This is a genomic window from Schaalia sp. JY-X169 (assembly GCF_014069575.1).
In the GTDB taxonomy this organism is placed as follows: Bacteria; Actinomycetota; Actinomycetes; order Actinomycetales; family Actinomycetaceae; genus Scrofimicrobium.
Map to the genome: position 1 here is coordinate 1388446 of NZ_CP059675.1, position 24746 is coordinate 1413191.

22 protein-coding genes are annotated in these 24746 nt (G+C 60.2%); 11 read left to right on the plus strand and 11 right to left on the minus strand.

What is annotated here, in order from left to right:
* Positions 1-2 precede the first annotated feature (2 nt).
* From H2O65_RS06125 to moaC, 4 genes are read left to right on the plus strand one after another with little or no spacing between them, the layout of a single operon-like run.
* A complete protein-coding gene (locus H2O65_RS06125; RefSeq protein WP_182140889.1) occupies positions 3-761 on the plus strand; it encodes a HesA/MoeB/ThiF family protein in 759 nt (252 codons plus the stop codon).
* Positions 748-1956 carry a gephyrin-like molybdotransferase Glp gene (glp, locus tag H2O65_RS06130; RefSeq protein ID WP_182140890.1) on the plus strand — a complete coding sequence of 403 codons (1209 nt, stop codon included), beginning with the start codon at positions 748-750 and terminating at the stop codon, positions 1954-1956. Before H2O65_RS06125 ends, glp begins: the two co-directional genes overlap by 14 nt.
* A gap of 23 nt (positions 1957-1979) precedes the next feature.
* Positions 1980-2828, plus strand: coding sequence for a potassium channel family protein (locus tag H2O65_RS06135; RefSeq protein ID WP_182140891.1), 849 nt, complete (start codon positions 1980-1982; stop codon positions 2826-2828).
* Positions 2829-2835: 7 nt separating this feature from the next.
* Positions 2836-3309 carry a cyclic pyranopterin monophosphate synthase MoaC gene (gene moaC / locus H2O65_RS06140; protein ID WP_182140892.1) on the plus strand — a complete coding sequence of 158 codons (474 nt, stop codon included), beginning with the start codon at positions 2836-2838 and terminating at the stop codon, positions 3307-3309.
* 19 nt (positions 3310-3328) lie between these two features.
* Here the strand turns inward: moaC and H2O65_RS06145 are convergent, their stop codons facing one another.
* Complete coding sequence (locus H2O65_RS06145) at positions 3329-3823, minus strand: molybdopterin-binding protein (protein ID WP_182140893.1); 495 nt, start codon at positions 3821-3823, stop codon at positions 3329-3331.
* Complete coding sequence (locus H2O65_RS10560; RefSeq protein WP_182140894.1) at positions 3823-4812, minus strand: molybdenum cofactor biosynthesis protein MoaE; 990 nt, start codon at positions 4810-4812, stop codon at positions 3823-3825. The genes H2O65_RS06145 and H2O65_RS10560 overlap by 1 nt, the downstream gene beginning before the upstream one ends.
* Before the next feature lie 79 nt (positions 4813-4891).
* On the opposite strand from H2O65_RS10560, the gene H2O65_RS06155 reads away from it, so the two are divergent.
* Positions 4892-5701: a TetR/AcrR family transcriptional regulator gene (locus H2O65_RS06155; protein ID WP_182140895.1), complete on the plus strand. Its 810-nt coding sequence runs from the start codon at positions 4892-4894 to the stop codon at positions 5699-5701.
* Here H2O65_RS06155 and H2O65_RS06160 read toward each other — a convergent pair.
* From H2O65_RS06160 to H2O65_RS06175, 4 genes are read right to left on the minus strand one after another with little or no spacing between them, the layout of a single operon-like run.
* Positions 5667-6713, minus strand: a complete 1047-nt coding sequence (locus tag H2O65_RS06160) for a sulfate/molybdate ABC transporter ATP-binding protein (protein WP_182140896.1) — start codon at positions 6711-6713, stop codon at positions 5667-5669. The two genes, H2O65_RS06155 and H2O65_RS06160, sit on opposite strands and share 35 nt — an antisense overlap.
* A complete protein-coding gene (locus H2O65_RS06165; protein ID WP_220458717.1) occupies positions 6710-7501 on the minus strand; it encodes an ABC transporter permease in 792 nt (263 codons plus the stop codon). The genes H2O65_RS06160 and H2O65_RS06165 overlap by 4 nt, the downstream gene beginning before the upstream one ends.
* 7 nt (positions 7502-7508) lie before the next feature.
* Positions 7509-8336 (minus strand): molybdate ABC transporter substrate-binding protein, encoded by an 828-nt coding sequence (modA, locus tag H2O65_RS06170; RefSeq protein WP_182140898.1) that lies wholly within the window; start codon positions 8334-8336, stop codon positions 7509-7511.
* 13 nt (positions 8337-8349) lie between these two features.
* Positions 8350-8745: a molybdopterin-binding protein gene (locus tag H2O65_RS06175; RefSeq protein ID WP_182140899.1), complete on the minus strand. Its 396-nt coding sequence runs from the start codon at positions 8743-8745 to the stop codon at positions 8350-8352.
* A gap of 290 nt (positions 8746-9035) precedes the next feature.
* On the opposite strand from H2O65_RS06175, the gene H2O65_RS06180 reads away from it, so the two are divergent.
* The 5 genes from H2O65_RS06180 (at position 9036) to H2O65_RS06200 (ending at position 16958) form a co-directional block, all read left to right on the plus strand.
* Entirely contained in the window at positions 9036-12743 is a 3708-nt protein-coding gene (locus H2O65_RS06180; RefSeq protein ID WP_182140900.1) for a nitrate reductase subunit alpha, read from the plus strand.
* Entirely contained in the window at positions 12743-14326 is a 1584-nt protein-coding gene (narH, locus tag H2O65_RS06185) for a nitrate reductase subunit beta (protein WP_182140901.1), read from the plus strand. Before H2O65_RS06180 ends, narH begins: the two co-directional genes overlap by 1 nt.
* Positions 14323-14988: a nitrate reductase molybdenum cofactor assembly chaperone gene (narJ, locus tag H2O65_RS06190; RefSeq protein WP_182140902.1), complete on the plus strand. Its 666-nt coding sequence runs from the start codon at positions 14323-14325 to the stop codon at positions 14986-14988. The genes narH and narJ overlap by 4 nt, the downstream gene beginning before the upstream one ends.
* Positions 14985-15767 (plus strand): respiratory nitrate reductase subunit gamma, encoded by a 783-nt coding sequence (gene narI / locus H2O65_RS06195; RefSeq protein WP_182140903.1) that lies wholly within the window; start codon positions 14985-14987, stop codon positions 15765-15767. Before narJ ends, narI begins: the two co-directional genes overlap by 4 nt.
* Before the next feature lie 246 nt (positions 15768-16013).
* A complete protein-coding gene (locus tag H2O65_RS06200; RefSeq protein WP_182140904.1) occupies positions 16014-16958 on the plus strand; it encodes an N-acetylglucosamine kinase in 945 nt (314 codons plus the stop codon).
* On the opposite strand, the gene H2O65_RS06205 is transcribed toward H2O65_RS06200, so the two are convergent.
* From H2O65_RS06205 to H2O65_RS06215, 3 genes are read right to left on the minus strand one after another with little or no spacing between them, the layout of a single operon-like run.
* Entirely contained in the window at positions 16955-17443 is a 489-nt protein-coding gene (locus H2O65_RS06205; RefSeq protein WP_182140905.1) for a response regulator, read from the minus strand. The two genes, H2O65_RS06200 and H2O65_RS06205, sit on opposite strands and share 4 nt — an antisense overlap.
* Positions 17440-19338 carry a sensor histidine kinase gene (locus H2O65_RS06210; protein ID WP_182140906.1) on the minus strand — a complete coding sequence of 633 codons (1899 nt, stop codon included), beginning with the start codon at positions 19336-19338 and terminating at the stop codon, positions 17440-17442. The genes H2O65_RS06205 and H2O65_RS06210 overlap by 4 nt, the downstream gene beginning before the upstream one ends.
* Positions 19339-20733, minus strand: coding sequence for a DASS family sodium-coupled anion symporter (locus tag H2O65_RS06215; RefSeq protein ID WP_259349467.1), 1395 nt, complete (start codon positions 20731-20733; stop codon positions 19339-19341).
* A gap of 412 nt (positions 20734-21145) precedes the next feature.
* On the opposite strand from H2O65_RS06215, the gene H2O65_RS06220 reads away from it, so the two are divergent.
* Positions 21146-22327 carry an NAD-dependent epimerase/dehydratase family protein gene (locus H2O65_RS06220; RefSeq protein ID WP_182140908.1) on the plus strand — a complete coding sequence of 394 codons (1182 nt, stop codon included), beginning with the start codon at positions 21146-21148 and terminating at the stop codon, positions 22325-22327.
* Here the strand turns inward: H2O65_RS06220 and H2O65_RS06225 are convergent.
* Both H2O65_RS06225 and H2O65_RS06230 read right to left on the minus strand, forming a co-directional pair.
* Positions 22324-22671 carry a TM2 domain-containing protein gene (locus H2O65_RS06225; RefSeq protein ID WP_182140909.1) on the minus strand — a complete coding sequence of 116 codons (348 nt, stop codon included), beginning with the start codon at positions 22669-22671 and terminating at the stop codon, positions 22324-22326. The genes H2O65_RS06220 and H2O65_RS06225 overlap by 4 nt on opposite strands.
* A gap of 234 nt (positions 22672-22905) precedes the next feature.
* A complete protein-coding gene (locus H2O65_RS06230; protein ID WP_182140910.1) occupies positions 22906-24579 on the minus strand; it encodes an HNH endonuclease signature motif containing protein in 1674 nt (557 codons plus the stop codon).
* Positions 24580-24746: the final 167 nt, after the last annotated feature.

Here is a 24746-nt window from a genome sequence, read left to right on the forward strand (position 1 = left end):
ACTTGACTCCCGACTTTTTCCCCCTTGAGCAAGAACGCTATGCGCGCAACATTGCGCTCAGAGGTGTTGGAGAGGTTGGGCAACGTCGCCTCCTTGAATCCTCCGTCCTCGTCATTGGGGCTGGAGGCTTGGGTTCCGCGGCCCTTCCGTACCTGGCTGCAGCTGGGGTTGGTCGGATCGGGATCGTTGATGGTGACGTTGTTGAACTAACGAACATGCAGCGCCAGGTTCTCCACACCGAGCTGGGTCGAAACAAGGCTGAGTCTGCGGCGGAGCGCCTGCACGAACTCAATCCCGAGGTTGCCGTCGACATCTACCCTGAGATGCTGACGCCAGACCGTGCCCGCAAACTCTTTGCGCGCTATGACCTGGTCTTGGACTGCACTGACACTTTTGCAGCTAAGTTCCTGATTTCGGACGCTGCCGAGGACGTTGGGGTTCCACTGGTGTGGGCAACTGCGGTGGCGTGGCAGGGGCAGTGTTCCGTGTTTGGGGTAGAGGACGAGGACGGGCAGCGGCTTTATCTTCGGGACCTAGTTCCCGAAGAACCCCCACGCGACACCTACAAGATGGCAACCGAGGTTGGGGTGCTGGGAGCCATGGTTGGCCAGATTGGAACTCTGCAGGCCACGGAGGCAATCAAACTGCTGCTCGGTGTGGGGCAACCACTGGTCGGCCGGGTCATGGTCTTGGACGCGCTGTCGCCAAGGTGGGAGACCCTGCCGCTTCGCTCATCAAGGAGGACCAATGTTGAGTGTTGAGGAGTACCTAGACAAAGTCTTGGCTCTGGCCGATCTGGTGCCGAGCAGCGTGGAACCAATTGGCGGGGGCTTTGGCCGGATTCTGGCGGAAGACCTCTTTGCACGCTATCCGGTTCCACCTTTCACAAACTCCGCCATGGATGGGTTTGCGGTGCGGGCAGCAGACTTGGGGATCGGGCCGACCCGCCTGGAAGTCGTCGGTGATATCCCTGCGGGGGCACAGGACGCTCCTCCCGTCGGGGCGGGCGAGGCCGTCAGAATCATGACCGGCGCCCCCCTGCCCCGCGGCGCTGACACGGTCATTCCAGTTGAGCTTTCGGACCAGGCGGCAGGTGATGTCCCACTTCCGCGGTCGGTTGTGGTGAACCCACTGCCTCGAGGTGGCAACGTACGTCACCGCGGTGAGGATGTGGCGGTCGGCGCGAAAGTTCTTCGAGCTGGGGCTTCCTGGACGCCCGCAGCTGCCGCCGCTGCCGCTTCAGTTGGTTACAGCGAGGTCCCTCTGCGCCGCCGACCGCGCGTCGCAGTGCTCGCAACCGGTTCGGAGTTGGTGAGCCCGGGCGCACAGTTGGGGTTCGGGCAGATTCCCGACTCAAACTCGATCCTCCTCGCGGGCCTTGTCGAGCAGTTCGGTGGCGAGGTCGTCCTGACTACCGCGGTTCCCGACTCCGTCTCGCAGTTCGAGGACTCCCTCGACCGAGCCGCGAGCCTGGGCGCCGACCTGATTGTGACCGCGGGTGCCATCTCGGCGGGAGCGTTTGAAGTAGTCAGGCAAAGCCTTGAGGGGAAAGTGTCCTTCAACAAGGTTGCAATGCAACCGGGCAAACCGCAGGCCTGCGGCATGCTGACTCTGCAGGGCCGACCGACCGCTTTTGTCGGTCTTCCCGGCAACCCCGTCAGCGTCTTTGTTTCGGCTTGGGTTTTTCTGCGCCCCCTGTTGGCCAGGTTTCAGGGAGCCGAGGCCGCTTGGCAGGCGGTGGAGCTGCCGACTGAAGAAGGCTGGAAGAGCCCCTCTGGCCGGCGCCAGTTCGTCCCCGTAATCATTGACAACGGCGCAGTTTCACGCATCCACCATCTTGGTTCTGGATCGCACCTGATTGCGTCCACCCATCTGGCGAATGCGCTTGCCGTAGTCCCCGCAGAAGTCTCTGCAGTGGCTCCTTCCGACATGCTCAAGGTATACCCGGTGCGGTAAGTTAAGGCCCGGAGGAGGCAGCCTTGGAGACAAAGAAGAAGTCGCGGCCGCAGATGACGCAGAGTCAGCAGACCTGGCATAAGTACACTGACGTCCCTTTGATCGTCGCTAGTCTCGCCTATCTGATTGCCTACACATGGCGGGCCATCGGGGACCTGTCCGGGGTGGGATGGGCGCTAACGACATCAACCATGACGATAACCTGGCTCATGTTTTTCGTTGACTACGTGGTGCGTTTTGCGACAGCCAAAGAGAACTTCCGCTGGTTCACAACACATTGGTTCGATCTTCTCTGTGTACTGGTTCCGGTGCTACGTCTGGTGCTCCTGCTCCGCGTCTTTACGCAGCTCGGTAGCAGGTGGGCATCTCCCGGTGACCGAATGCGTGTCCAGGTAATGGTTTACGGCATCGGCGCCTCCGCGATTCTCATCTACATCTCTGCACTGGCCGTTCTTGAGGCCGAACGCAATGCTGCGGGCGCTACCATCAAGACGTTCCGCGATGCTATCTGGTGGGCTTGTGTGACAGTGTCAACGACAGGCTACGGCGACTACACCCCTGTCACCAGCGCGGGAAGGCTCACGGCAACCGCTCTCATGTTTGGGGGGATGGCCCTGATTGGGGTTACGACAGCAACGCTGGCCTCGCTGATGATTGAAATCGCCTCGCGGCACGAGGCGGAAAAGGGAGCTAGAGCCGTCCCGCAGCTCCCCCACTTCCATCTCCTCCACAACCATGACACTGGCACTGCTGGGCCCGGCCCAGACGCCCAACACGGAGCCTTCCCGGGTGATGGCGCGCCGCCGACCTCGCCATCGTCCTCGCCATCGTCACCGCCCGGATCGCCCTCGTCACCGCCGACCTCGTCCTAGGAGCCCCATGCAGTTCACACACCTCAATGAGCGCGGCGACGCGCGCATGGTCGACGTCACTGCCAAGCAGCCCACGGTCCGCTCCGCGACCGCGGAGGCCATGGTTGCCTGCTCACCTGACGTGGTGCGTGCACTACGGGACGGCACCGTCCCCAAGGGCGACGTCCTTGCGGTGGCTCGAGTCGCGGGGATCGCCGCCGCGAAAAAGGTCCCGGATCTTCTGCCGCTCGCTCACGTGATCGGCGTGCACGGTGTTGCCCTCGAACTCACCATCGTGGACGAGGGCGTCCAGCTCCGCGCGGACGTAAAGACCGCGGACCGGACAGGGGTCGAGATGGAGGCACTAACAGCGGTGACCGTTGCCGCCCTCGCGATTGTGGACATGGTCAAAGGCGTGGATCGCAGCGCAGAAATCCTTCATGCGCGGGTTACGGCTAAGTCCGGGGGCCGTAGCGGCGACTGGACGAGAAACGCAGACTGACGTCGTGATCGTTTCCGGCCTAACGGTCGTGCCCCACCCCGTCCAACGACGCGACTATGCGCTCAAGCATTGGGCCGAGGACGGCCAGAGTGTCCCTGGCTCCCCCACGGGAGCCGGGTGCATTGACAACCAATGATCTCGGCAGGCCCGGGAGTTCGACCACGCCCGCCACTCCACGCGAAAGCAGGGACAGCGGGGTCTTCTCAGCACCACGGCGTCGAATCTCTTCCATGATCCCCGGGATCTCAAATTCCACCAGTGGCATGGTTGCCTCAACCGCAACATCTTGCGGCAGCAATCCGCTGGCACCCGCGGTGATAGCCACCCGCGCGCCCCCGTGAAACGCATCGACCAGGGCGGAAGTTATCAGGGACGTATCGCAAGGCACGATTTGCGGGTCGCTTACTTGAAAACCCAGTGACGCGAGACCTTCGCGCAACACTGTACCGGCACGGTCTTCAGCGGCGTCTTCAAGAGCAGCATCGGAACAAGAAATCACCGTCACTGTCGTCATCACGCCACCCCTGTCCATTCTTGGCTTCCGTCTGCAAAATGCTGTCGTTTCCACACTGGCAGTCTCATTTTCACCTGCTCTATAACTGCTTCGAGCAGGCGGAAAGCCTCCGCGCGGTGCGGGGCAGACACCGCGGCTCCGAGGGCGATACCACCCACCTCCAAATGCCCGGTGCGGTGTAGCACCGCTATCCGACAGGCACCGCTTGCCTGTGCAACCTGCTCTGCGATCTCCTCAACCACCCGACCCGCATCGGGGTGTGCCTCATAGTCGATGGCGGTCACTTGGCGCCCGTCGTCGTGGTTACGCACCTGACCACAGAAGGTCACGACTGCCCCCGCCGTCGGGTCATCAACCGCGTCAACGAGGACGCCCATGTCTAAGGTTTGATCAGATACACCAGCGATGACAACCCGGGCTGCTCCTCCCTGGCTTCTGCCCCTGTTTTGTACCCGGGAGGTGGCCTCCAGGTGTCCATCAAACCCTTCGAAGGGATCTTCACCCTGCGGTACGGGGTGGTCCCCATCGCGCATCTGGGAGACGATGTGCTCCAGCAGTGGTCCAACAACCCGAACTGCGTCCCGCACCCCACCGACAGAACCGGGAGCGTTGATAATCAGCACCGGCAGACCGCCAAAGCGCCCAACACCCGCAAGACCCCGAGAGAGTGCGGCTTGCGGCACATTCGGGTTTGAACGCAACAGGTTTTCAATGCCGAACATCCGTTGTTCGATGAGAGCCTCAGTGGCCTCAGGAGTCTGGTCCCGTCCTGTTACCCCCGTTCCGCCAGTTGTGAAAACAACATTGACCCCGGCGTCCGCAGCTCCCGAGATTGCGGCCGTCACGGTGTCGACGCCATCAGGCACAACATCCGTGCGAACCACCTCGCCGTAGGCGGAAAGTAAGGATGCGGCCAGTGGACCCGACGCATCCTCCCGTTCCCCGCGAGAGACCCGATCTGAAACAGTTACGACCGCGATTTTCACCATACCCCCAGCATATCTACTCCACGCTGACCAGTACGCTCTATCCTTGTAGGCAGGCTGTTTTCGAGTAGGGCGGGTGGGCATGATGGAACAGGTAGCTGTTGGAAAAGCCGTGCCCCGCCAGCCAGTTGATGATCCCCGTTATCAGCGTATCCGTTCCAAACTCACTGATGCGATCCTCGCACTGGCAGCACAGAAGCCCGCCGAGCAGATCTCCGTGTCGGAACTGACCGAGGCGGCCGGTGTTTCTAGGACCACCTTCTACAAGCACTCCAGCTCTCCGTCCTCATTCCTTGCCGAGCACCTCATCTCAGCTCTAGCGCCGCAAATGGAACCCATCGCACATCTACTTGACCAGCCCGGCCCCGGCTACCTGCTGCAGTGGCGGGAAATCCACCTCGCCCTCCTCGAACACGTGGCCGCCAATCACCGTGTTTACAACCATGTTCTTCCCGAGGGCGGGCAATCAGTCGTTCTGGCCATGATCACTTCGTACTTTGATGCCCTCTTCGAGGAGTTCGTCCGCGATTTCGTGCGTCACGTCGAAGGGCCGGTCCCCTCGGAACTGTGGATCCAGATGGCTTCTTCCCAACAGGTTCACAACACCATTGCCATGGTGCAGTCCTGGCTGAAGACAGGCATGACCGAAGATCCAGACGAGGTCGTGGCTGCCTATTTCAGCCTGCTACCTCCCTGGCAGGTCGCGCACATCTCAGAGCTGGGTCGTTCCACCCTGAGGGTCGATCCGATCCAGGGTCTCCTTAGCGCGAGTTTCGGTCCCGATGGTGAACGCCTCGATAACGAAGTGGGGATCGGTCCCAACCTTCTCCACGGCCGAGGACGAATCACCCTGGGAACTACGCGGCATAAACCGTCACCTGAGTTGCCTTGACCGCAAACACAACCCTGCTACCAGGATAGAGATCAAGGTCAGCCAAAGCCTTGACCGTAATGTCGGCTGCCAGGCTCTGGCCCGACGACTCGCCGTGGATACGCACCAAGCCGTTGGCAGGCTCAATCTCCCTTACTGTGACTTCAAAGTTATTGCGAGGACTGCCCTGGATCGCCGCCGGATAGACAGAAACAGCTCGGGGAGAGAAAGCAGCCGCCGCCATATCCCCGGTGCGCGGCTCCTCACCCATTCCGAGCACTGTCATCCCTCCGGGACCGACCACCGCACCACCCTGAAATCGTCCTCGAACAAGGTTCAGCCCAGCCAACCCGGCGGTGAAAGATGTCTTGGGATTATAGAGAACCTGGTCGGTGGGCCCACGCTCCGCCACCCGCCCATCCTCCAAAACGATCACGTAGTCAGAGAGCAGCGCCGCATCCACCAGATCATGCGTGACGATCAGCGTCGTTTGCCCTTCGAGGACGCGCCGCAGAACCCGGCGCAGTGCGGGTGCAACAGCAACGTCGAGGGCAGCCATTGGCTCATCCAAGAGCAACAGTTCAGGTTGAGCCGCCAACGCGCGCGCCACAGCCACACGTTGGGCCTGTCCCCCTGATAATTCGCCCGGCCTGCGGCTGGAGAACTCAGCCATCCCAACCTCGTCCAACCAATGTGCTGCCAACCGCGCGGCCTCCCCGCGGGGCACATGCTTAGCAAGCGGCCCAAAGGCCGTGTTCTGCGCGACCGTTTTATGTGGGAACAAAAGGGGCTCTTGCGACAGCAGCGAGACCCCCCGCGTGTGAGGAGCAGTCCACTTGGGAATGTCGAAGAGCATCTTGTCACCGAGGAACGCGCGCCCGCTATCCGGTCGCAACACCCCGGCAAGAATGCTCAACAGCGTCGACTTACCCGAACCATTGCGTCCGAGGACTGCAACGTGGGTTCCGTCCTCGACCTCAATCTGCACGTCAAAGTTGCGCGACGCGACCTGGGCATCAAACAGCAAACTCATCGCTGTGACCGCCTTGAAATGGCCGTCGTGGCGGCGGTGACCAACACAGACACCACCACCAGCAATAGGGAAAGAGCTATGGCGGCCTGGGGATCCTTGACTCGTTGCAGATAAATCTCTAACGGAAGCGTCCGCGTCACGCCCTCGAGACTCCCAGCAAACGTGATCGTCGCACCAAACTCGCCCAACGCCCGAGCAAACGAAAGAATTGCGGCGGACACCAACCCAGGCACCACGAGCGGCAGAGTCACCTGCCGCAAAGCCACGGACGGACTCGCGCCCAGCGTCGCCGCAACCACCTCATACTTACGCCCGTACGTCCGCAACGTCCCCTCCAGGGACACCACCAAAAACGGGAGTGCCACAAACGTTTGGGCCAGGACGACCGCAGTCGTCGAGAACGCAATGTTCATTCCAAACACTTCGAGGTACCGGCCAATCAGGCCGCGCCTCCCGAAGGTGTAGAGCAAAGCAATCCCGCCAACTACCGGCGGAAGAACCATGGGCAGCAAAACCAGGGAACGAAGAAGGGTCTGCCCCCGAAACGAACCGCGTGCCAGGACAATCGCCATCGGAACACCGAAGATGATGCACAGAAGCGTCGACACGCTTGCGGTTTGTAGGCTGAGGATGAGGGCGGTCCGGGATGAGGGACTGGTGATGAGGGACCAAAAGTTGCTCCACTCAATCCTGGTTCCCATTGCGATGAGGGGAACCAGGATGAATGCGCCCCCGATGACCGCTGGCACATAGAGCCAGCCAGGTATGCCCGAATACTCCCTCGTCACCGGTCTGCTAGCTTGTTTGGGCAGGACCGAAGCCCGCATCCTTGAGGATCTGCTGGACTGAATCGCTGAGGATGAAGTCGACCCACTCCTGACCAAGTTCAGGCTCCGCGCCCGTGGTCACAGCAACGATTGGGTTCTTGTTGACAGCGTCGGCCGACTCTGGGAATGCTATGGCCTCAACGGTGTCCCCGGCCGAGATGGCATCGGTCTTGTAGACCAGGCCAGCGTCGGCTTCACCGGCTTGAACCTTGGCGAGGACGTCAGTTACCGACTGCTCCTCAGAGACTGGCTTCAGCGTCACCCCACTGGCTTCGACAACCTTCTGGGTTGCAGCCCCGCATGGTACTTCCGGGGCGCAGATCACCAGCAGCAGACCCTCTTTGGTGAGGTCTTGAAAGGTTGCAATCTGCGCGGGGTTGTCCGGGGGCGTGACAATCGTCAGTTGGTTCGTTGCGTAGATGATCGGCTCGCTTGAGTTCAGCCCCGCCTCAACCACAGGCGCCATTTGCTTCTCATTTGCAGATGCAAATACGTCGGCTGGAGCGCCCTCGACGATTTGCTCTTGCAGATCCTGGGAGCCCGCGAAGTTGAAGACAACCTTGACGCCCTCAAACATCTTCGCCAGCTCGGTGAAGGTTGGCTCCATTGACGCGGCTGCGAACACTGTCAGTGTCCGTGCTTCACTCGAGGAAGTATCGCCCGAAGTAGCAGACTGAGTCGACGTACCTGCGGCCCCGGATTCTGCCGACGTGCCACCCCCGGCAGCGCAACCGCCGAGCAAAAGCGAGGTGATGCCAAGTCCGAGGACGACCTTGCTGAGAATGCTTCTTTCCATTGCATGTGCCTTTCTAGTTTGCGGCTTCGACTATGACGGTGGTTGCCTTCACCACTGCAACCGCGACGACCCCTGGCTCCAAGCCGAGGTCGCCCACGGCCTCCGTGCTCATCAGCGAGACGATGCGAAAGGGTCCGCACTGCATTTCAACCTGGGACATGACACGGTCGGAGGTCACTTTGGTTACCAGTCCCACCAGTCGGTTGCGTGCGGATGTTTGACCGCCCGTTGGATCAGGCGGCGGAGCTGCAAGGGACTGGGCAAACTCTGCGAGTTCACGCCCGTCCACGACTTTTCTGTTGCTGGAGTCAAGCCCCGCGCTGAGCAGCCCCGTCTCAATCCACCGCCGCACGGTGTCGTCACTGACCCCGAGAAACTGCGCCGCTTCGCTAATCCGTATTTGCGTCATAGATTGCAGTATAGACACGTATTTGCGGTTCGTGCTACTGGCGCCTCAGAAGCCTTTTCAGCCGCAATGTGGAAGACAGCCCGTGCAGATTAGGCGTGGTTTCACCACTGTGGAGAGCGATCTGCAATTACGCAACACTTCCCTGCTCATATAGGGCAAAATTTGCCCTATACGACACGTGTGGAATAGGCGTATTTCCGCGGAAACCAGCCTTTTTCAAGCCATTCGTTGTTGAATAGAAGCACCTGGGTGAAGACGCCCAATCCGCATGAAGTTGAGTGAGGAAACCGATGGCTGACACCTCCCCATTTACACTCCCAGACTCCGTTGCCAAGCTTGGTGCGTTTCTGCGACCTGCCGCCACTGCCGCAAACTCTCGGCAGCTTTTTCTCGAGGGCGGACGTGAGGCGGATCAGTTCTACCGCCAACGCTGGAACCACGACCGCAAGGTCCGCTCAACCCATGGGGTGAACTGCACGGGCTCGTGCTCGTGGTGGGTGTTCGTGAAGAATGGTGTGATCACCTGGGAAACCCAGGCGGTTGACTACCCGACCACCGGCCCGGACATGCCCGAGTACGAACCGCGCGGCTGCCCTCGTGGAGCCGCGTTCTCCTGGTACACCTACTCCCCAACCCGTATCCGCCACCCCTATGCGCGCGGCATCCTCTTGGACTACTACCGCGAAGCCAAAGAGCGGTTGGGAGACCCCGTCCTCGCCTGGCGAGACGTTGTCGAGGACCCTGAGAAGTCTGCCAGGTACAAGTCTGCACGAGGCAGGGGTGGCCTGGTGAGGTGCTCGTGGCAGGAAGCGATGGAAATCGCCACAGCCGCCCACGTCTACACCACGAAGCGGTACGGGCCAGACAGGATGTTTGGCTTTTCAGTCATTCCGGCGATGTCGCAGGTTTCGTACGGCGCGGGGTCGCGTTTCTATGAACTCATGGGCGGATCGATGCTGTCGTTCTACGACTGGTACGCGGACCTTCCCCCGGCCTCGCCCGAAGTTTTCGGTGACCAGACCGATGTTCCGGAGTCTGGCGACTGGTACAACTCCCAGTACTTGATCATGTGGGGCTCCAATGTCCCTCAGACGAGGACGCCCGACGCCCACTTCATGACAGAGGCCCGCTACCACGGCCAAAAGGTTGTGGCTGTTTCCCCGGACTTCGCCGCCAATACCAAGTTCGCTGATGAATGGCTGCGTGTCGCACCCGGCGCTGACGGCGCTTTAGCCATGGCGATGGGGCACGTCATCCTCAAAGAGTTCCATGTGCAGCGCCAAGAGCCGTTCTTCTTGGACTACATGGCAAAGTTCACCGACTCCCCCTTCCTGGTCAAACTTGAGGAGAAGGACGGGGCGTATGTTCCGGGGAAGTTCCTCACTGCTGCCGAGGGCGCTGCGGGACCAGAGCTGGTCGACTCGGAAAACGCTGCGTTCCGCACCCTGGTGTGGGACAAAGAGCGTGGCATCGTCGACCCGGGTGGTACCTCTGCCGACCACTTTGGTGCAGAAGGCATGGGCAAATGGAACCTGGAGATGGAAGGAGTGGACCCCTTCCTTTCCGCGGATGAAATCGCGGGAGCCGAGGGCGTAGAGATCCTTCTTCCCCGCTTCGACCTTCCGGCCACACCCGAACAGGTGTCGCCGGGTACCGGCATCGTCAAGCGCGGTGTGCCGGCCGTGAAGGTTGATGGCAACCTTGTCACCACCGTCTACGACATCCTCCTTGCGCAGTACGGCGTAGAGCGCGAGGGAATCCCCGGTGAGTGGCCCGCAGGCTACGACGACGTCGACGCGGTTCCGACACCCGCGTGGCAGGAAACCCACACCGGGGTTCCCGCCAATGCAGCGGTTCGGATCGGTCTCGAGTTCGCCCAGAACGCCATTGATTCCAAAGGCCGGTCCATGGTCATCCTTGGGGCTGGTGTCAACCACTACTACCACGCTGACACCATGTACCGGACGATCTTGGCCCTGACCTCAATGTGTGCGACGCAGGGGGTCAACGGTGGCGGATGGGCCCACTACGTCGGACAAGAGAAAGTGCGCCCGATCACAGGCTGGGCCCAGTTTGCCTTCGGCCTCGACTGGGTGCGCCCGGCACGCCAGATGATCACCACGGGGTTCTTCTATCTGATCACCGACCAGTGGCGCTACGACGGGACCCCCGTCGACAAGTTGCGTTCACCCCTTGCAGACCTCGACTGGAAGGGCAAGTCAACCGCGGACACGCTGGTTGAATCGATGAAGCGCGGTTGGATGCCCTCTTTCCCCACCTTTGACAGGTCAACCCTGCTGCTGGGCCAGGAAGCACGGGAAGCCGGAATGGCGGGTCCTGCCTACGTGGTGGACCAACTTGAGAAGGGTGAACTGAAGTTTGCTGCCGAGGATCCTGATAACCCGGAGAACTTCCCGCGCATCCTCACCTCCTGGCGCACCAACCTCCTGGGTAACACGGCCAAGGGCGCGGAGTTCTTCTACCGGCACATGGTTGGCACAGATGACGCGGTGTCCGCTGCTGAACTCCCTGAAGACCGTCGACCCGAAACCATGGTGTGGCGCGAAGCTGCGGCCTCGGGCAAAGTCGACCTGATGATGACAGTGGACTTCCGCAACACGACCACGACGTTGATGTCCGATCTCGTCCTCCCCGCGGCGACCTGGTATGAGAAGCGGGACCTGTCATCGACTGACATGCACCCCTACATTCACGCCTTCGACGCCGCGATTGACCCGCCGTGGGAGGCGCGCACCGACTACGAGATCTTCCAGGAGCTGGCCGGCCACGTTTCCGAGATGGCGGAGGTTCACCTCGGCAAACAGACCGACATTATCCCGGTTCCGATGGCGCACGATACCCCGGATGAGTACGCAAATCCGGGTGGAGTTGTCGCCGACCTCGACAAGATCCCCCTCACCCCGGGGGTCAACATGCCGAAGCTGGTGCCTGTCGAACGTGACTACACGACACTCATCGATCGTTTCAACTCCCTGGGGCCGCTCGCCGACAAGGTCGGCTTGGTCACCAAGGGTGTCGTCTATGACCCGTCGGTCGAAGTCGAGGCCCTCGGCAAACAGTACGGGACGCATCCGAGCAACGGCAGGCCACAGATCGACAGTGCCGAGGCCGCGTGCGACATGATCCTCTCCCTGTCAGGCACCACCAACGGGCGTCTAGCGACAACCGGTTTCGAAACTCTGGAAAAGAGAACTGGAACCAAGCTCGCCGACCTCTCCGCGGGGCTCGAAGACAAGAAGGTCACCATCCGCCAGCTCAATGAGAAGGGACCTGAGAGCGTCATTACCTCGCCCGAATGGTCCGGCTCAGAACACGGGGGGCGGCGCTACTCAGCGTTCGTGCAGAACATTGAACGAGGGCGTCCCTTCCATACCCTCACGGGGCGGCAACACTACTATCTGGACCACGACTGGATGCGCGACCTCGGCGAATCGCTGCCGATCTTCAAGGCACCTCTTGCCCTCGACACCCTTTACGGTGAACCAACCGTCGGTGAAACGGGCACGGTCGACGGGGAAACCAGCGTGGCGGTCCGCTACCTAACCCCGCACCACAAGTGGGCAATCCACTCGCAGTACTACGACAACCCCCACATGTTGACGCTGGGGCGCGGCGGGCAAACCGTGTGGATCAGCCCCGAGGATGCGGCGACAATCGGAGTGGCTGACAACGAGTGGATTGAGGCATGGAACCGCAACGGTGTCGTCGTTGCCAGGGCGATTGTCTCCCACCGGCTCCCCCGCGGAACTGTCTACATGTACCACGCACAGGAACGCATCATGGGGACTCCACTAACCGAAACGAACGGGCGACGTGGAGGCATCCACAACTCCCTCACCCGCGTCATGATCAAACCCACCCACCTGATCGGTGGCTACGCTCAACACTCCTACGCATTCAACTACGTGGGACCAACGGGTAGCCAACGTGACGAAGTCACCCTGATCCGTAAGCGCAGCCAGGAGGTTACGTACTGATGAAAGTCATGGCTCAAGTCGCGATGGTAATGAACCTGGACAAGTGCATTGGGTGCCACACCTGTTCGGTTACCTGCAAGCAGACATGGACGAACCGCTCTGGCACTGAGTACATGTGGTTCAACAATGTTGAGACCCGCCCCGGTGGCGGCTATCCGGCGCAGTGGGAAGACCAAGAGAAATGGCGTGGCGGGTGGAAGCGCACGAAGGCGGGCAAGGTAGTGCCGCGTTCCGGGGGACGGCTCTCCGTCCTCAGCCAGATTTTTGCGTGCCCGCGCATGCCGATGCTGGACGACTACTACGAACCGTGGACGTATGAGTACGACAAGCTGCTCAGCGCCCCGCGGGATTCCAAGTATTTCCCTGTTGCACGTCCGGTCAGCCAGATCACCGGTGACAACATCGATACTGTCGCCTGGGGACCAAACTGGGATGATGATCTTGGCGGGGGCGAGGCCGCGTTGGCTGGGGATCCGATCTTGAAGGAGATCGCCACCAAGGTGAAGGCCGACATTGAGTCTTCGTTCATGTTTTACCTGCCGAGGATTTGTGAACACTGCCTGAACCCAACCTGCATGGCTGCCTGCCCGTCGGGAGCGATCTACAAGAGGAACGAAGACGGGATCGTTCTGGTTGATCAGGACGCCTGCCGTGGTTGGCGCATGTGTGTGGCGGCATGCCCGTACAAGAAGATCTACTTCAATCATGAGACGGGTAAGTCTGAGAAGTGCACGCTCTGCTACCCGCGGATTGAGATTGGTGAACCAACGGTTTGCTCGGAGACCTGCGTGGGGCGCCTGCGCTACCTGGGTGTCATGCTTTATGACGCAGATCGGGTCGGAGAGGCTGCTGCAACTGAAAATGAGCAGGACCTGTACGAGGCTCAGATGGACATCCTCCTGGATCCTCACGATCCGCTGGTAGTTGCGGCTGCACGTGCCGAAGGGATTTCAGACAGGTGGATTCTGGCGGCTCAGGAGTCTCCGATCTGGTCTTTGATCAAGGAGTACCGCCTGGCCCTCCCCCTGCACCCGGAATACCGGACGATGCCGATGGTTTGGTACGTGCCGCCGCTGGCCCCCGTGGTGGATGCGGTGACCGCATCGGGTGCAGACGGTGAAGACCACAGGATTTTGCTCACCACACTGTCGAAGATGCGTATTCCCTTGGACTACCTTGCAGAGCTGTTCACGGCTGGGGATCCGCGCCCCGTTGAGTTGGCGTTGCGCAGGCTTGCGGCCATGCGTTCCCACATGCGGGATGTCAACCTGGGCCGGGAGGTTGATGAGGAGATAGCTGAATCGGTCGGCATGACCGGGAAACAGCTTGAAGAGATGTACCGCCTGCTAGCGATCGCCAAGTATGACGACCGCTACGTAATTCCCGAGGGCGGAAGTGCACCTGCCCCCCGCATGGAGGAACTGGGAATCGACACGGAAGGCATGGGTGATGCTGGGTATTTGGGCGAGGGCGCGCCCTCGGCCTGCACGTCGGCAATCGGTTGTGGTTCCACCGGTGGAACGCGGCGTGAACCAGTCTTCGTTGACCTCAAAAGCCCATCTGACAGTTCGGCATTGCGATGACGAAGCCGGTTCGTTTTCTCACCCCTTCGCCAGTGGCTCCCATCGAGCCAGTGGCGTGCACCGAGCAGCAGATCCGCACGGCTCACATGCTCATTGCTGCCTGGCTGACCTACCCCGAGGAACGGTTTGATCCGGCCCTGACCGCGTACGACGAGGTTCGTGATGCGCTCCCCGCGGGCATTCGCGTGCACTTGGACGCATTCGTCGACTGGGCGGTGACCCGCCCTCGTCGTGAGGTTTGTGAGCACTACGTTGAGGTTTTTGACCAGCGGCGTCGCACTGCCCTGTACCTGAGCTACTACGTTGCTGGTGACACCCGGCTGCGGGGTAGCGCCATTTTGGGCTTCAAGGACTTTCTTGGTGCTTTGGGCTACGAAAATGACACCGATGAGCTTGATGACTACCTACCGGTGATTCTCGAGCTCTCTGCGACCTCTGGTGATCCTTTGGTCGTGCAGTTGCTGGCCGCCCACCGCGATGGCCTTGAGGTAATGCGTTCTGCCCTGCATGCTGCACACTCTCCCTACGCACACCTTCTTGACGGCCTTGTCTGCACTCTTCCGGAGGTTTCGGACGAGGTCGTCGAACGTTTTCAACGACTCATTACCCAGGGTCCGCCCACCGAAATGGTCGGAGTCAACTTCGCTTGGAGCACATCATGAACACATTCCTGTGGATCATTTTCCCCTACCTGGCTTTAGCATCTTTGTTTATTGGGATTGTCTGGCGGTGGCGGACCGACAAGTTCGGGTGGGTGACGCGTTCTTCAGAGACGTATGAACGCACGTGGCTGCGGATTTCATCCCCGCTGTTCCACTACGGGATCCTTCTTGTGGTGATGGGCCACCTGGTCGGTCTTGCTGTCCCAGAGTCGTGGACCTCTGCAATTGGTATTAGTGAGGGTCTCTATCACTTCATGGCATTGTCGCTGGGCACAGTCGCGGCAATCATGACGATCATTGGTCTGGCGGGCCTGCTGGTACGCAGATTCGTGGTGAGGTCGGTCAAGCTCGCAACCTCTCCACGTGACATCGTCATGTACGTCATCCTTGTTGCAGCCATCGCCTTGGGAACGCTGGCAACCGTTTCGACACAGATTTTTGGTGGCGAACACGGGTACAACTACCGGGAGACAATCAGCCCGTGGTTCCGCTCTCTGTTCTACTTCCACCCGGAAGCCCAGTTGATGGTTGATGTGCCGTGGGAGTTTAAGCTGCACATTATTGCTGGCCTGCTCCTGTTTGCAGTGCTGCCGTACACACGTCTTGTGCACGCGGTCGCGCCACCTGTCCTCTACCCCGTTCGCCCCTACATGGTGTACCGCAGCCGGGGTACGGAAGTTGGTTCACCAGGGAACTGGCAGGGCACCGGCAAGTCACCTTCACGGGATAGCGTCTCCAGCGGATCGTACCGTTCAACGTTTACGACGGAGAAGGACTAGCAATCCCGCCCGCCCGGTCTCGAACCCACCTGGCGGGCCGCGGCATCGCCCGAACTGACTCTGCCCGAACTGACTCTGCCCGAACTGACCCTTCCCGGCCTCGCCGGGCCTAACCCAGCCCCGCCTTGCCGGACCCTGCCAGCGCCCGCGGGAGCCACAGCTTGCAGAATGCAATCTGTCGTACGATGGGCAACACATATATGTGGTCATGAAAGGCCCATATGCCCCGAGCGGACGGCTTCTGCGATGCCCAGTAATAAGCTTGTCGTTGGTATTGACAGTGGAGAGACTAAGACGAACGTTGTCGTAATGACAACGGGCGGCGAGTTGGTCGGTCGCGCCACTTCCAGTGCCAGGTTGAAGGTTATTGACGATGCAACTGAGGCGCTGAATGGTCTTGTCACCGGGATCGTCGACAATCCCGACGTGGTACATGCATCGGTATGCCTATCCGGACTTCACTTGGACACGGAAGCGTCACTGTTCCGTCAGAGGCTTCGCAGGTTCGAATGGGCCCGCAATGGTTTGGATATTGAGCCGCAACCTCTAGCAGTACTTCGCAGTGCGACTCTCAACCCCAATGCAGTGGCTGTTTCGTGTGGCGTGGGGTCTACCGCGATTGCGACAAATGACAGGGGCGAGAAGTGGACCTTCGCTTCCATGGGTAGTCTCTCCGGAGACTGGGGTGGAGGCATCGGACTGGGCAAGGCTGCGCTGTGGCATGCGGCCCGCGCCCTCGATCGCCGCGGACCGAAAACCGCCCTTACTGAGGAGATTGAATATGAGTTCGACATGCCCGTCGAGGCCGTGATTGCGGCACTGTACCGCGGGGAGATGCCCGAAGTCGAACTAGGCCGAATGGCGCCGGCGGTGTTTTACGCTGCTGACAGGGGTGACCGGGTCGCTCAGCAACTGGTGGAACGTCAGGCATCCGAGGTCGTCGCCTATGTTCGGGCCGGAACCGATGCGCTGAGTCTGACGGGTGAAGTGGACGTGGTGCTAGCCGACAGCATCCTCGCTGCTCGTAACCCTAGCCTGCTCGACCAGGTCGAGGAGGGAGTTCTGCAAGTGCTACCGGAAGCCCAGGTTCTGTTCCCTCAGAAGGAGTCCGTGGCTGGAGCAACCCTCTTGGCGCTGCAAAGCGCAGGAGCAGATCGCGCGGCTATCGAGAGGGCAGCTGCAGCGTTCTAGTCCGCTCGGCCGTAGTCACGCACTGCATCGAGGGCGCGCTCCATGTCCAAGACTTTGAGATAAGGGAGCGGGTTGAGCTTCATCTTGATCACGTAGTCTGTCAGCTGCTCCTTGACTATCTCGATAAGCTCCTCGGCGTTCCAAGGCTTGGCAATGTAGTGGTCCAGTTGGGCGTCATTGACAGCTCGAACCGTGTCTTCGAGGTCTGCTTGACCTGTCACCAGTACCTTTCCCGTGGCCGCAAGGTCCGGGTCATGTGCCATCTCAATCATGAAGTCGACGCCGGTGGTCCCAGGGAGTCTGTGGTCGCACAGGGCGACGGCTAAGAGGTCACCGTCATCAAGGATCTCTCCAATCACCTCCCAAGCGTCCTCGACATCCTCTGCTGGTTCAATGCGGATCGTTGGTGCCAGTTGCATGAGGTCCCGTTCAATCGCCGCACGGACTTCGGGTTCATCCTCAAGAACAAGAATTGAGAGTTTCACTGTTCCTCCTTAGTGGGAAGATCGACAACGACTGTGGTGCCATCTGCCCCTGTGTGAATGCGCATGGTGCCATGGTGTCGGCCAACAATGGTCCGGGTGACACCAAGCCCAATTCCCATGCCATAGCGAACCTGGCCCGACTTCGTCGTGAAGCGCGGCTCGAAAATCCTCGGCAAGATTGAATCGGGTATACCCGGCCCGTTGTCTGTTATCTCTACTCTAAGCCAGCCGGGGGTGGGTTCGCTGGTTCGAATGGTGATGACCCCTGGTTTTTGGTCTGCCGCTTCAACAATCGCTTCAGCAGCATTGGTGAGAATGTTCGTCCACACCTGTGCCAGCTGACCCGGGTGCCCTTCAAGAGGCGGCAGGTCAGAGTACTTGCGAATCAGCTGGATCCCGTCCAGCTTGTGCGGCAAGAGGCGGACTGCGTCATCGATGCTTTCGTGCAGGTCTATGCCAGTGACCGTGTCGCCGTCGGGGCGCGCGTAGGATCGCAGCGATGAAACTAGCTGTGTGATCCTGGTTGAGGCAGAACGAAGGTTGCGCAGCCCAGTGCCAATAGAAGCAGCCTGGCGGGCACCATCAAGGGAGAGGTTCGAACGGGATGTCAGTCGTTTTGCCAGATCAAGGTCCCGGATACCTGCCAGAGCCAGCTGCTGAGCAACTGCGGGGTCACCCGTAACCTTGGTTAGGTCACGACGCAATTGGCGCTCGGCGCGCGTTGATAGGGATGGCGCTTCCACTCCGCTGCGCAGGGCTCGGCCGGCGAGATCGGACCACTTCTTGTTTGGGGCAGTCTCTACCAGTCCGAGGACGTCGTCACCCAGGTGTTCACTGATTCTCTGAATCGCTGCCATCGGGTTGTTCAGTTCGTGGGCTATCCCCGCGGCGAGGGTCCCCAGGGAGACAAGCCGTTCTTGGGCTGACAGCTCCGTGCGTGCCTCCTCCAAATTCGTGAGGGCTGTTGCCAGTTGCGATCGTTCAGTCTCCACCTGTTCGGAGAGTTCCGCGTTCTCAATGTGCAGTTCTTCGGCTCGCCGCAAACGACGGTCCAGGGAGCGAATGAAGAGGGTCGCCACCAAGAGGACAATGTCCGGGTGTCCTTCAATGGAAGAGTTTAGCTGCTCGACGGTCAGACGAACTCCGGTCACCGGGCTGGTAGTGACTGCATTCAACAGGGCCTGACGGCCTTCGGATACCGCCAGCAACCCGATTATTCGCCCTGTAGATTCCTCATGCATGACGATGTCACCGCCCGGGCTCTCATGGATCAGGGCGACGGATCCTTCAAGGATGATGGTGACTTCCTCTACCCAGGCTCCCTTGGTGGTGAGGCGTACCCCAGCAGGAAGTGTGATGCGTGGCTGCGCTCCGAGGGAGAGCTCAATCCGGCGCAGAATCTTCTGAATAATCTCAGAGTCGGTGAAGGGCTGATCAAATAGCGAAGAAACCTCTGGGGTTGCTCCAATCTTCTGATGCTCATGGAACAGTTTGATTTGGGCCCGCATGCTGTGCAGGAAGGCCTCGATGCGCAGATCCTCTGTGAACCCAACCCAATCCAGGTTGCCCGTGTCGACAAGCCAATCAACGCCCTTGATACTGAGGCTTGTGGAAAGAACGACGATTCGGGTCTCACGGAACGCCTCACATCCCGAGAGCGGTCTGATCAGTTCGTCCGCCGGAAGAGTATCGTCTCCGACCACCACAACCAGCAGGGCAACCGGCTCTGTGGAACAAGCCGTATCGGCGCCTGCCACACACCCAAAAGCTGCTGCTGCCTCACCCGTGTTCGGGTACGCGACCGTTTGACATTGGTCGCCAAGATTCTCACGAAAGAGGCGAGCCAAACTTGCCGGATACTCGCCCTCGCCGACCATTACAGCAAGGGGCAGCACCTAAACCAACCCCATGATGTTCCACAGTGGCGGCATCGCGAGGGCTAGGAGCAGTGTCGCAACGATGCCGACAATGACCCCCACTATTGCCATGTTCTTCACCGAAACCATGCCGGTGGAATACGCGATGGCGTTCGGTGGAGTTGAGATCGGTAGCGACATCCCCAGCGAGGTCGCGATTGCCACAACCACCGCGATCATCATGGTGTTGGTTCCGGGCAGCGCCACCGACAGCGAAATAGCCAGTGGAACCAGCAGGTTGGCAGCTGCCGAGTGAGACATGACATTCGCAAAACCCAGTCCGACCATACACAGGACCACGATGACTCCGACTCCACCCAGAGCGTGCCACCCGATTGAGTTCACCAACCAGGCGTCAAGCCCGGTTGCTCCCACCCCGGTGCCGAGGGCGATACCGCCAGACACCAGCCAGAGAACGGGCCAGTCCAGCTTCTTGACGTCTTCTCCGTCCATGACACGCAAGCAGAGAAGTAGAGCCACCGGAATGAACCCAACCGTATTGGATGAGATCCCGTGTACCGGCTCAGTCATCCACAGGATGATCGTTAGGGCTGCGACCGCGTAGAAGATTTTGGCCTTGTTCGTCATGTTCCAGTCGGCTTCAACCTCGAGGTCGATCGTCTGCCCGCGAGGAATGAATAGGAGACAAATCAGCATCCACGACGCAACCAGGATCACGATGGCAAAAGGGGCCGCCATCATCGTCCAGTGAGCGAATGAGACATCAATTCCCTGCGTGGAGAGAGCACCGATCGCAATAGCATTCGGTGGGGTACCCACGGGCGTGGCGATTCCGCCAACGTTGGCGGCCAACGGAATCGCGAGTGCGACGCCCGCTCGTGCCTTGGGGTCCTTTATGGAACTCAGGATGGGGATCACAACTGCGAACATGGTCGCCGTGGTGGCGGTGTTTGACATGAATGCGGAGAGAATACCGGTAATCAGCATTAATCCAAGCACTGTGGAACGCGCTGAACCCGCAAACGGTTTGAGCATTACGGCCGTGATGTTCTTATCAAGCCCGTACTTCTCTGCTCCGTCAGCGATCATGAATCCGCCGAGGAAGAGGATAATCACCGGGTTGGCAAGAGCCGCAAAGTAAGTGGAAGCCGGAAGGGCCGCCTCGATAAGTTCGGGGTTGCCACCGGTCGGGTCCCACAGGGCACCTTGGGCGACCAGCAGCACTTCCAGGAGAATGACGAGGACGGCGGTTGCCGTCAGGGGGACCGCCTCGGTTACCCAGAAGACGATGGCGAGCAGGAAGATCGCCAACATCCGCTCCCCCGGTGCATCCAGGTTTGGAATATCAACGATGAAAGGAACGAAGAAGGCTGCGATACCAAGGACGAGGCCGACCTTTTGGACGGGCTTCAACCCGGGAGCAGTCCCGCGCCCAGTGCTGCCGCGCCCAGTCCGCCCAGCACTAGCACGCCCGGTCCGTCCCGCACCGGTCTGCCCAGCGCCAGCACGCCCGGCCCGCCCAGCCCGGCTGCCGCGTCCAGTCCGCCCGGCCCGCCCAGCGCCAGCGCGCCGCGCACTGCTCTCGCGACGCTGCTGCCTTTCCGATTGCTTGTCTTGCGTGGGCCGTGTCGCGCCAGTGTGCACGGGTGTTCCCGAGGATTTCTGTGGTGGAGACGAGTTCGTAGCGCCATCGTCAGAGGGACTCATATGCTTGAGGATACGGCCTCAATTTTCCCGTGGCGTAGGCCCTAAGGCCGATGCGCGTAGCGAGGACAAGGGGATACTGGAAGAAGCTTTGATTCTTCGTGTTGGCAGGACAGGGATAGTGGGAGCAAGAGAAAGCTCGTCCCGGCTATGGGTAGTAACAGGTGCGGCCGGATTCCTCGGCAACAATGTGGTTCGAGAGCTGCTCGCAAAGGGAGAGAGTGTGCGTGCCGCGGTCTATATGGGCCAGGAACACACGGGCCCAACACCTCCCGTCCTCCCACCGTCTGACAAAACACCTCCGGCCCTCCCACCGTCTGACAAAACACCTCCGGCCCTCCCACCACGCGCAGACTCGGTACCCCCGGCGCTTGTCGACCTCCAAGATGATGAGAACCTGGAGATTGTTCGAATAGACGTACGTGACCTTGCGTCCGTGCAGCAAGCCTTCACGTCCAGCGATCTCCCCGTGTGGGTTGTGCACTGTGTCGGCATCGTCTCGATTGCGGGCAAGGTTACTCCTCTAGTCGAGGAAACAAATGTGGGTGGCACAGCCAATGTGGTTGCCGCAGCGCGATCAACGAGCGTCGAAAGGTTGGCTTACATCTCAAGCGTGCATGCCATGCCTGAAGTTGACGGGGTCGCTCGGGAGCTTGATCACTCCGAGGACTTCAACCCAGATGCCGTGCACGGTGAGTACGCGAAGACCAAGGCCGCTGCAACGAGCATTGTCCTTGGTGCCACAGATCTCTGGCGCGTCGTAGTTTTCCCTTCAGGAATGGCTGGACACCACGACTTTGGGGATACACACCTGACCCGACTGGTGCGGGATGCAGCTTCGGGAACCCTCTTCATTTCGGTCAAGGGAGGGTATGACTTCGCGGACGCACGGGACATAGCGGAGGCGACAATCGCTGCAATCGAGAAGGGACACAGTGGGCGAACCTACCTGTTGCCGGGACACTACTGCCCGGTAAGTAAGCTCGTGTCGGCGGTCGCTTCTGCCCAGGGACATTTCCGACCTGCAGCTCTACCACTGTGGATTGCACGCACAATCGCACCGCTGGCGGAACTCATCGCGCTGCTCCGAGGCACGGCCCCCCTGTTTACCAAGTACTCGCTGCGGGTTCTTGCCGAGCCAGGAAGGTTCTCAAGCACACGAGCACGCCGGGAGCTCGGCTACGCACCGCGCCCACTGCAGGACACGATCCGTGACACTCTGGATTGGGTGACAACTCATCCGGCCGGGCGACCCCTCATCCGGCCGAGTGCCCCCTTGTCCGGCCGAGTAGTCTTCGCCTAGAACATGCCCATCAGAGCAGAGAAGCCACCTGAAATGAACGTGATGATGGTGCTCCCGAATGTGACGATGATGGTGATGATCCACGCGAGCGCACTGTTCTTCTTGTACCCTGCAAGCGGACGTCCCCACTTGTCGGTCTGTGCGCCGACTAGGGTCATGATCAGATCAATCAGGTACCAGACGCCAAAGCCGCCCAGGGTCACCAGTTTGAGGATGCCGGTGCCGACTTTGCCCAGGTAGAAGCGGTCAATCCCAAAGTAGCCAAGAAACCACGAGAGCAACCACGTGACGACGAACGATTTGGTCGGCTGCACGACTACGTTACTTGGGTATTGATATGTCATGATCGCTCCTCAGAGTTTCTTGTGCGTGCCCAATGTCGGGCGCTGTCACGGATTACATCACATTTTCTCACACCGGGGCACACACCTCACACCCCGCATCAAAAAACAACGCAGAACTCGCATGAATCGGCACTACACCAACGCCTGAGGCGAGTTCGACGGCGACGGCGAGTGTGATGCCGCTGCCCATGCCTACATCTAGTGCAACTGCAACTGTGATGGCAGCGCCCATGCCTACAACAGCAAGGGTGTTTGCTCACCATCGGGCCCGTGGCCACGATCGGGATCGAGCAATAGCGCGCCACTTCCAGTAGTGCCCCGAATTCCACTGGCACTCTTCTCAGAGCCAGTGTCACTGCCCGTACTGCCAACTCTCCGAGTTGGCCACCACCGCCTGTCAGGGTCCTTCCAGCGAGGCGGACGCACCTCCGGAACACCGTTCTTCATTCGCACATTCCATCCGGATTCCTCGATGTGGCGATGATGGAAGTAGCACAGGAGAACCCCGTTGTCAGTATGGGTCGGTCCATTCAGAGCATGCGGAGTTACATGGTGTACTTCGCACCACTGCCCAGGGACATCACAGTTGGGGATGACGCATCCGCCATCCCGCGCCAGGATTGCGCGACGCTGGTGGCCAGTGAACGTCCTCTGCTGATTACCAAGGCTGATCAAAGCGCCGCCGGGATCCACGGAGTAGAACTGCACTGCCCCAACACAGGCCGCGTGCTCTACTGCCAGCCCAGAAGTGCTGACTGGCCCGTTGTTTGTGTGGACGACTCCGGCGCGACGTTGCTCCATCGCTTCACGACTTGTCTGAATCATCACTGTAGATGCGGCGCCCCCAAGAATGGGCACACCTGAGGTGGCAGAGGCAGTGGCGGCGGCCGTCGCGGCCGCGACATTCAGTATCGATGCGAAAGCATCATGTCGTTTTTGCCCGGGATCCCGACGATCAAACGCGCTATCTTTGCTGTCAGACTCATGCGCCACCCCCGAGGCTTCACCTGCTTGCCCGGCACCATCGCAATGAAGAAGCGCATCGCTGCCGCGCCCATAGCCCTCTGGCCTGATCCGAGCCCGTGGTGACGTAATTGCATTGGTCATTGCTTCAAGAGATGCTGCTACCTCTGGTAGCAGACTGCCCCGCAACGAAACGAGCCCCTCGACCTCCCGGCCAATCACCAGAAAACGTCCCTTTGTCACATCACGGTCCGCATCAACCGCCCTGCGAGGATTCCACGAGTCCGATGCCTGACTACACGCCCGCCGCACCTCATCCAAGTGCGCCTCCCGGCCCGTTCCAGGGATGTCAGTACCCCTACCTGGCCCTGCACCCAAAGCGCCGCAGAGGCTCCCATCGCGGATCTGCCGTTCGACAGCGCCATAGTCAACTCCTGAGGTATCGACACCCATAGCCACACCAATCAAATGCGACTCCATCTCTTTTCCCGCGGCTCCTCCGAGCTCTTCATGCCGCTTCAGCGTGTCGACAATCTGCACTGCAGCCGCTTCAGAAACCTGTCCTTCCTCAACCGCTGCCGCAACAAGCTCGCACGGCGGAGCAGAGCCGAACTCTCTGCCATCATCCCCGGGAGTAATCGCGACAGCCAACCGGAGTCGCTTTCGTGCCTCAGCCATTGAGGAACCCGTCAGGTCGCGCACCAGTTGCGCTGCTCCCCCAAACCCGAGTGCGCCGCCGTCGGTGATAGACCCGTCAGTGATACGCCGGTCCAACACGCCGGCGCACGCCACACCCACGCCCTGGATTCTCTTCACTAAGAATGCCGTAAAGCGTGCGAGTTCAAGCACCTCCACGTCGGTGCCTGTACCGATTTGCTCCACCGTCGGCAGCAGACCATCAACGTGTTGCAATTCCGCAACGGTCTGCGCTAATCGCATCCCCATGGCCGCCACCCCCTTCGTAGAGAATTAAATCGAACACCTGTTCGACTCCTAAACCCTACGACCCACCTCCGACATCCAGACTCGCCAAAGGAGCCCCCTGCCGCCATTGTGGCCTACATCACACTAATGTCACAGACCCCGCTCCAACGGAAGAATCTGCTCCCGGT

Bases quoted from the DNA above. Each gene is read 5' to 3' on its own strand.
- H2O65_RS06230 (WP_182140910.1), bottom strand. From the start codon at position 24,579: ATGGGGATGCGATTAGCGCAGACCGTTGCGGAATTGCAACACGTTGAT.
- H2O65_RS06155 (WP_182140895.1), top strand. From the start codon at position 4,892: ATGATGGAACAGGTAGCTGTTGGAAAAGCCGTGCCCCGCCAGCCAGTT.
- modA (WP_182140898.1), bottom strand. From the start codon at position 8,336: ATGGAAAGAAGCATTCTCAGCAAGGTCGTCCTCGGACTTGGCATCACC.
- moaC (WP_182140892.1), top strand. From the start codon at position 2,836: ATGCAGTTCACACACCTCAATGAGCGCGGCGACGCGCGCATGGTCGAC.
- H2O65_RS10560 (WP_182140894.1), bottom strand. From the start codon at position 4,812: ATGGTGAAAATCGCGGTCGTAACTGTTTCAGATCGGGTCTCTCGCGGG.
- H2O65_RS06175 (WP_182140899.1), bottom strand. From the start codon at position 8,745: ATGACGCAAATACGGATTAGCGAAGCGGCGCAGTTTCTCGGGGTCAGT.
- narH (WP_182140901.1), top strand. From the start codon at position 12,743: ATGAAAGTCATGGCTCAAGTCGCGATGGTAATGAACCTGGACAAGTGC.
- H2O65_RS06160 (WP_182140896.1), bottom strand. From the start codon at position 6,713: ATGAGTTTGCTGTTTGATGCCCAGGTCGCGTCGCGCAACTTTGACGTG.
- H2O65_RS06225 (WP_182140909.1), bottom strand. From the start codon at position 22,671: ATGACATATCAATACCCAAGTAACGTAGTCGTGCAGCCGACCAAATCG.
- H2O65_RS06200 (WP_182140904.1), top strand. From the start codon at position 16,014: ATGCCCAGTAATAAGCTTGTCGTTGGTATTGACAGTGGAGAGACTAAG.
- glp (WP_182140890.1), top strand. From the start codon at position 748: ATGTTGAGTGTTGAGGAGTACCTAGACAAAGTCTTGGCTCTGGCCGAT.
- narJ (WP_182140902.1), top strand. From the start codon at position 14,323: ATGACGAAGCCGGTTCGTTTTCTCACCCCTTCGCCAGTGGCTCCCATC.
- narI (WP_182140903.1), top strand. From the start codon at position 14,985: ATGAACACATTCCTGTGGATCATTTTCCCCTACCTGGCTTTAGCATCT.
- H2O65_RS06180 (WP_182140900.1), top strand. From the start codon at position 9,036: ATGGCTGACACCTCCCCATTTACACTCCCAGACTCCGTTGCCAAGCTT.
- H2O65_RS06145 (WP_182140893.1), bottom strand. From the start codon at position 3,823: ATGACGACAGTGACGGTGATTTCTTGTTCCGATGCTGCTCTTGAAGAC.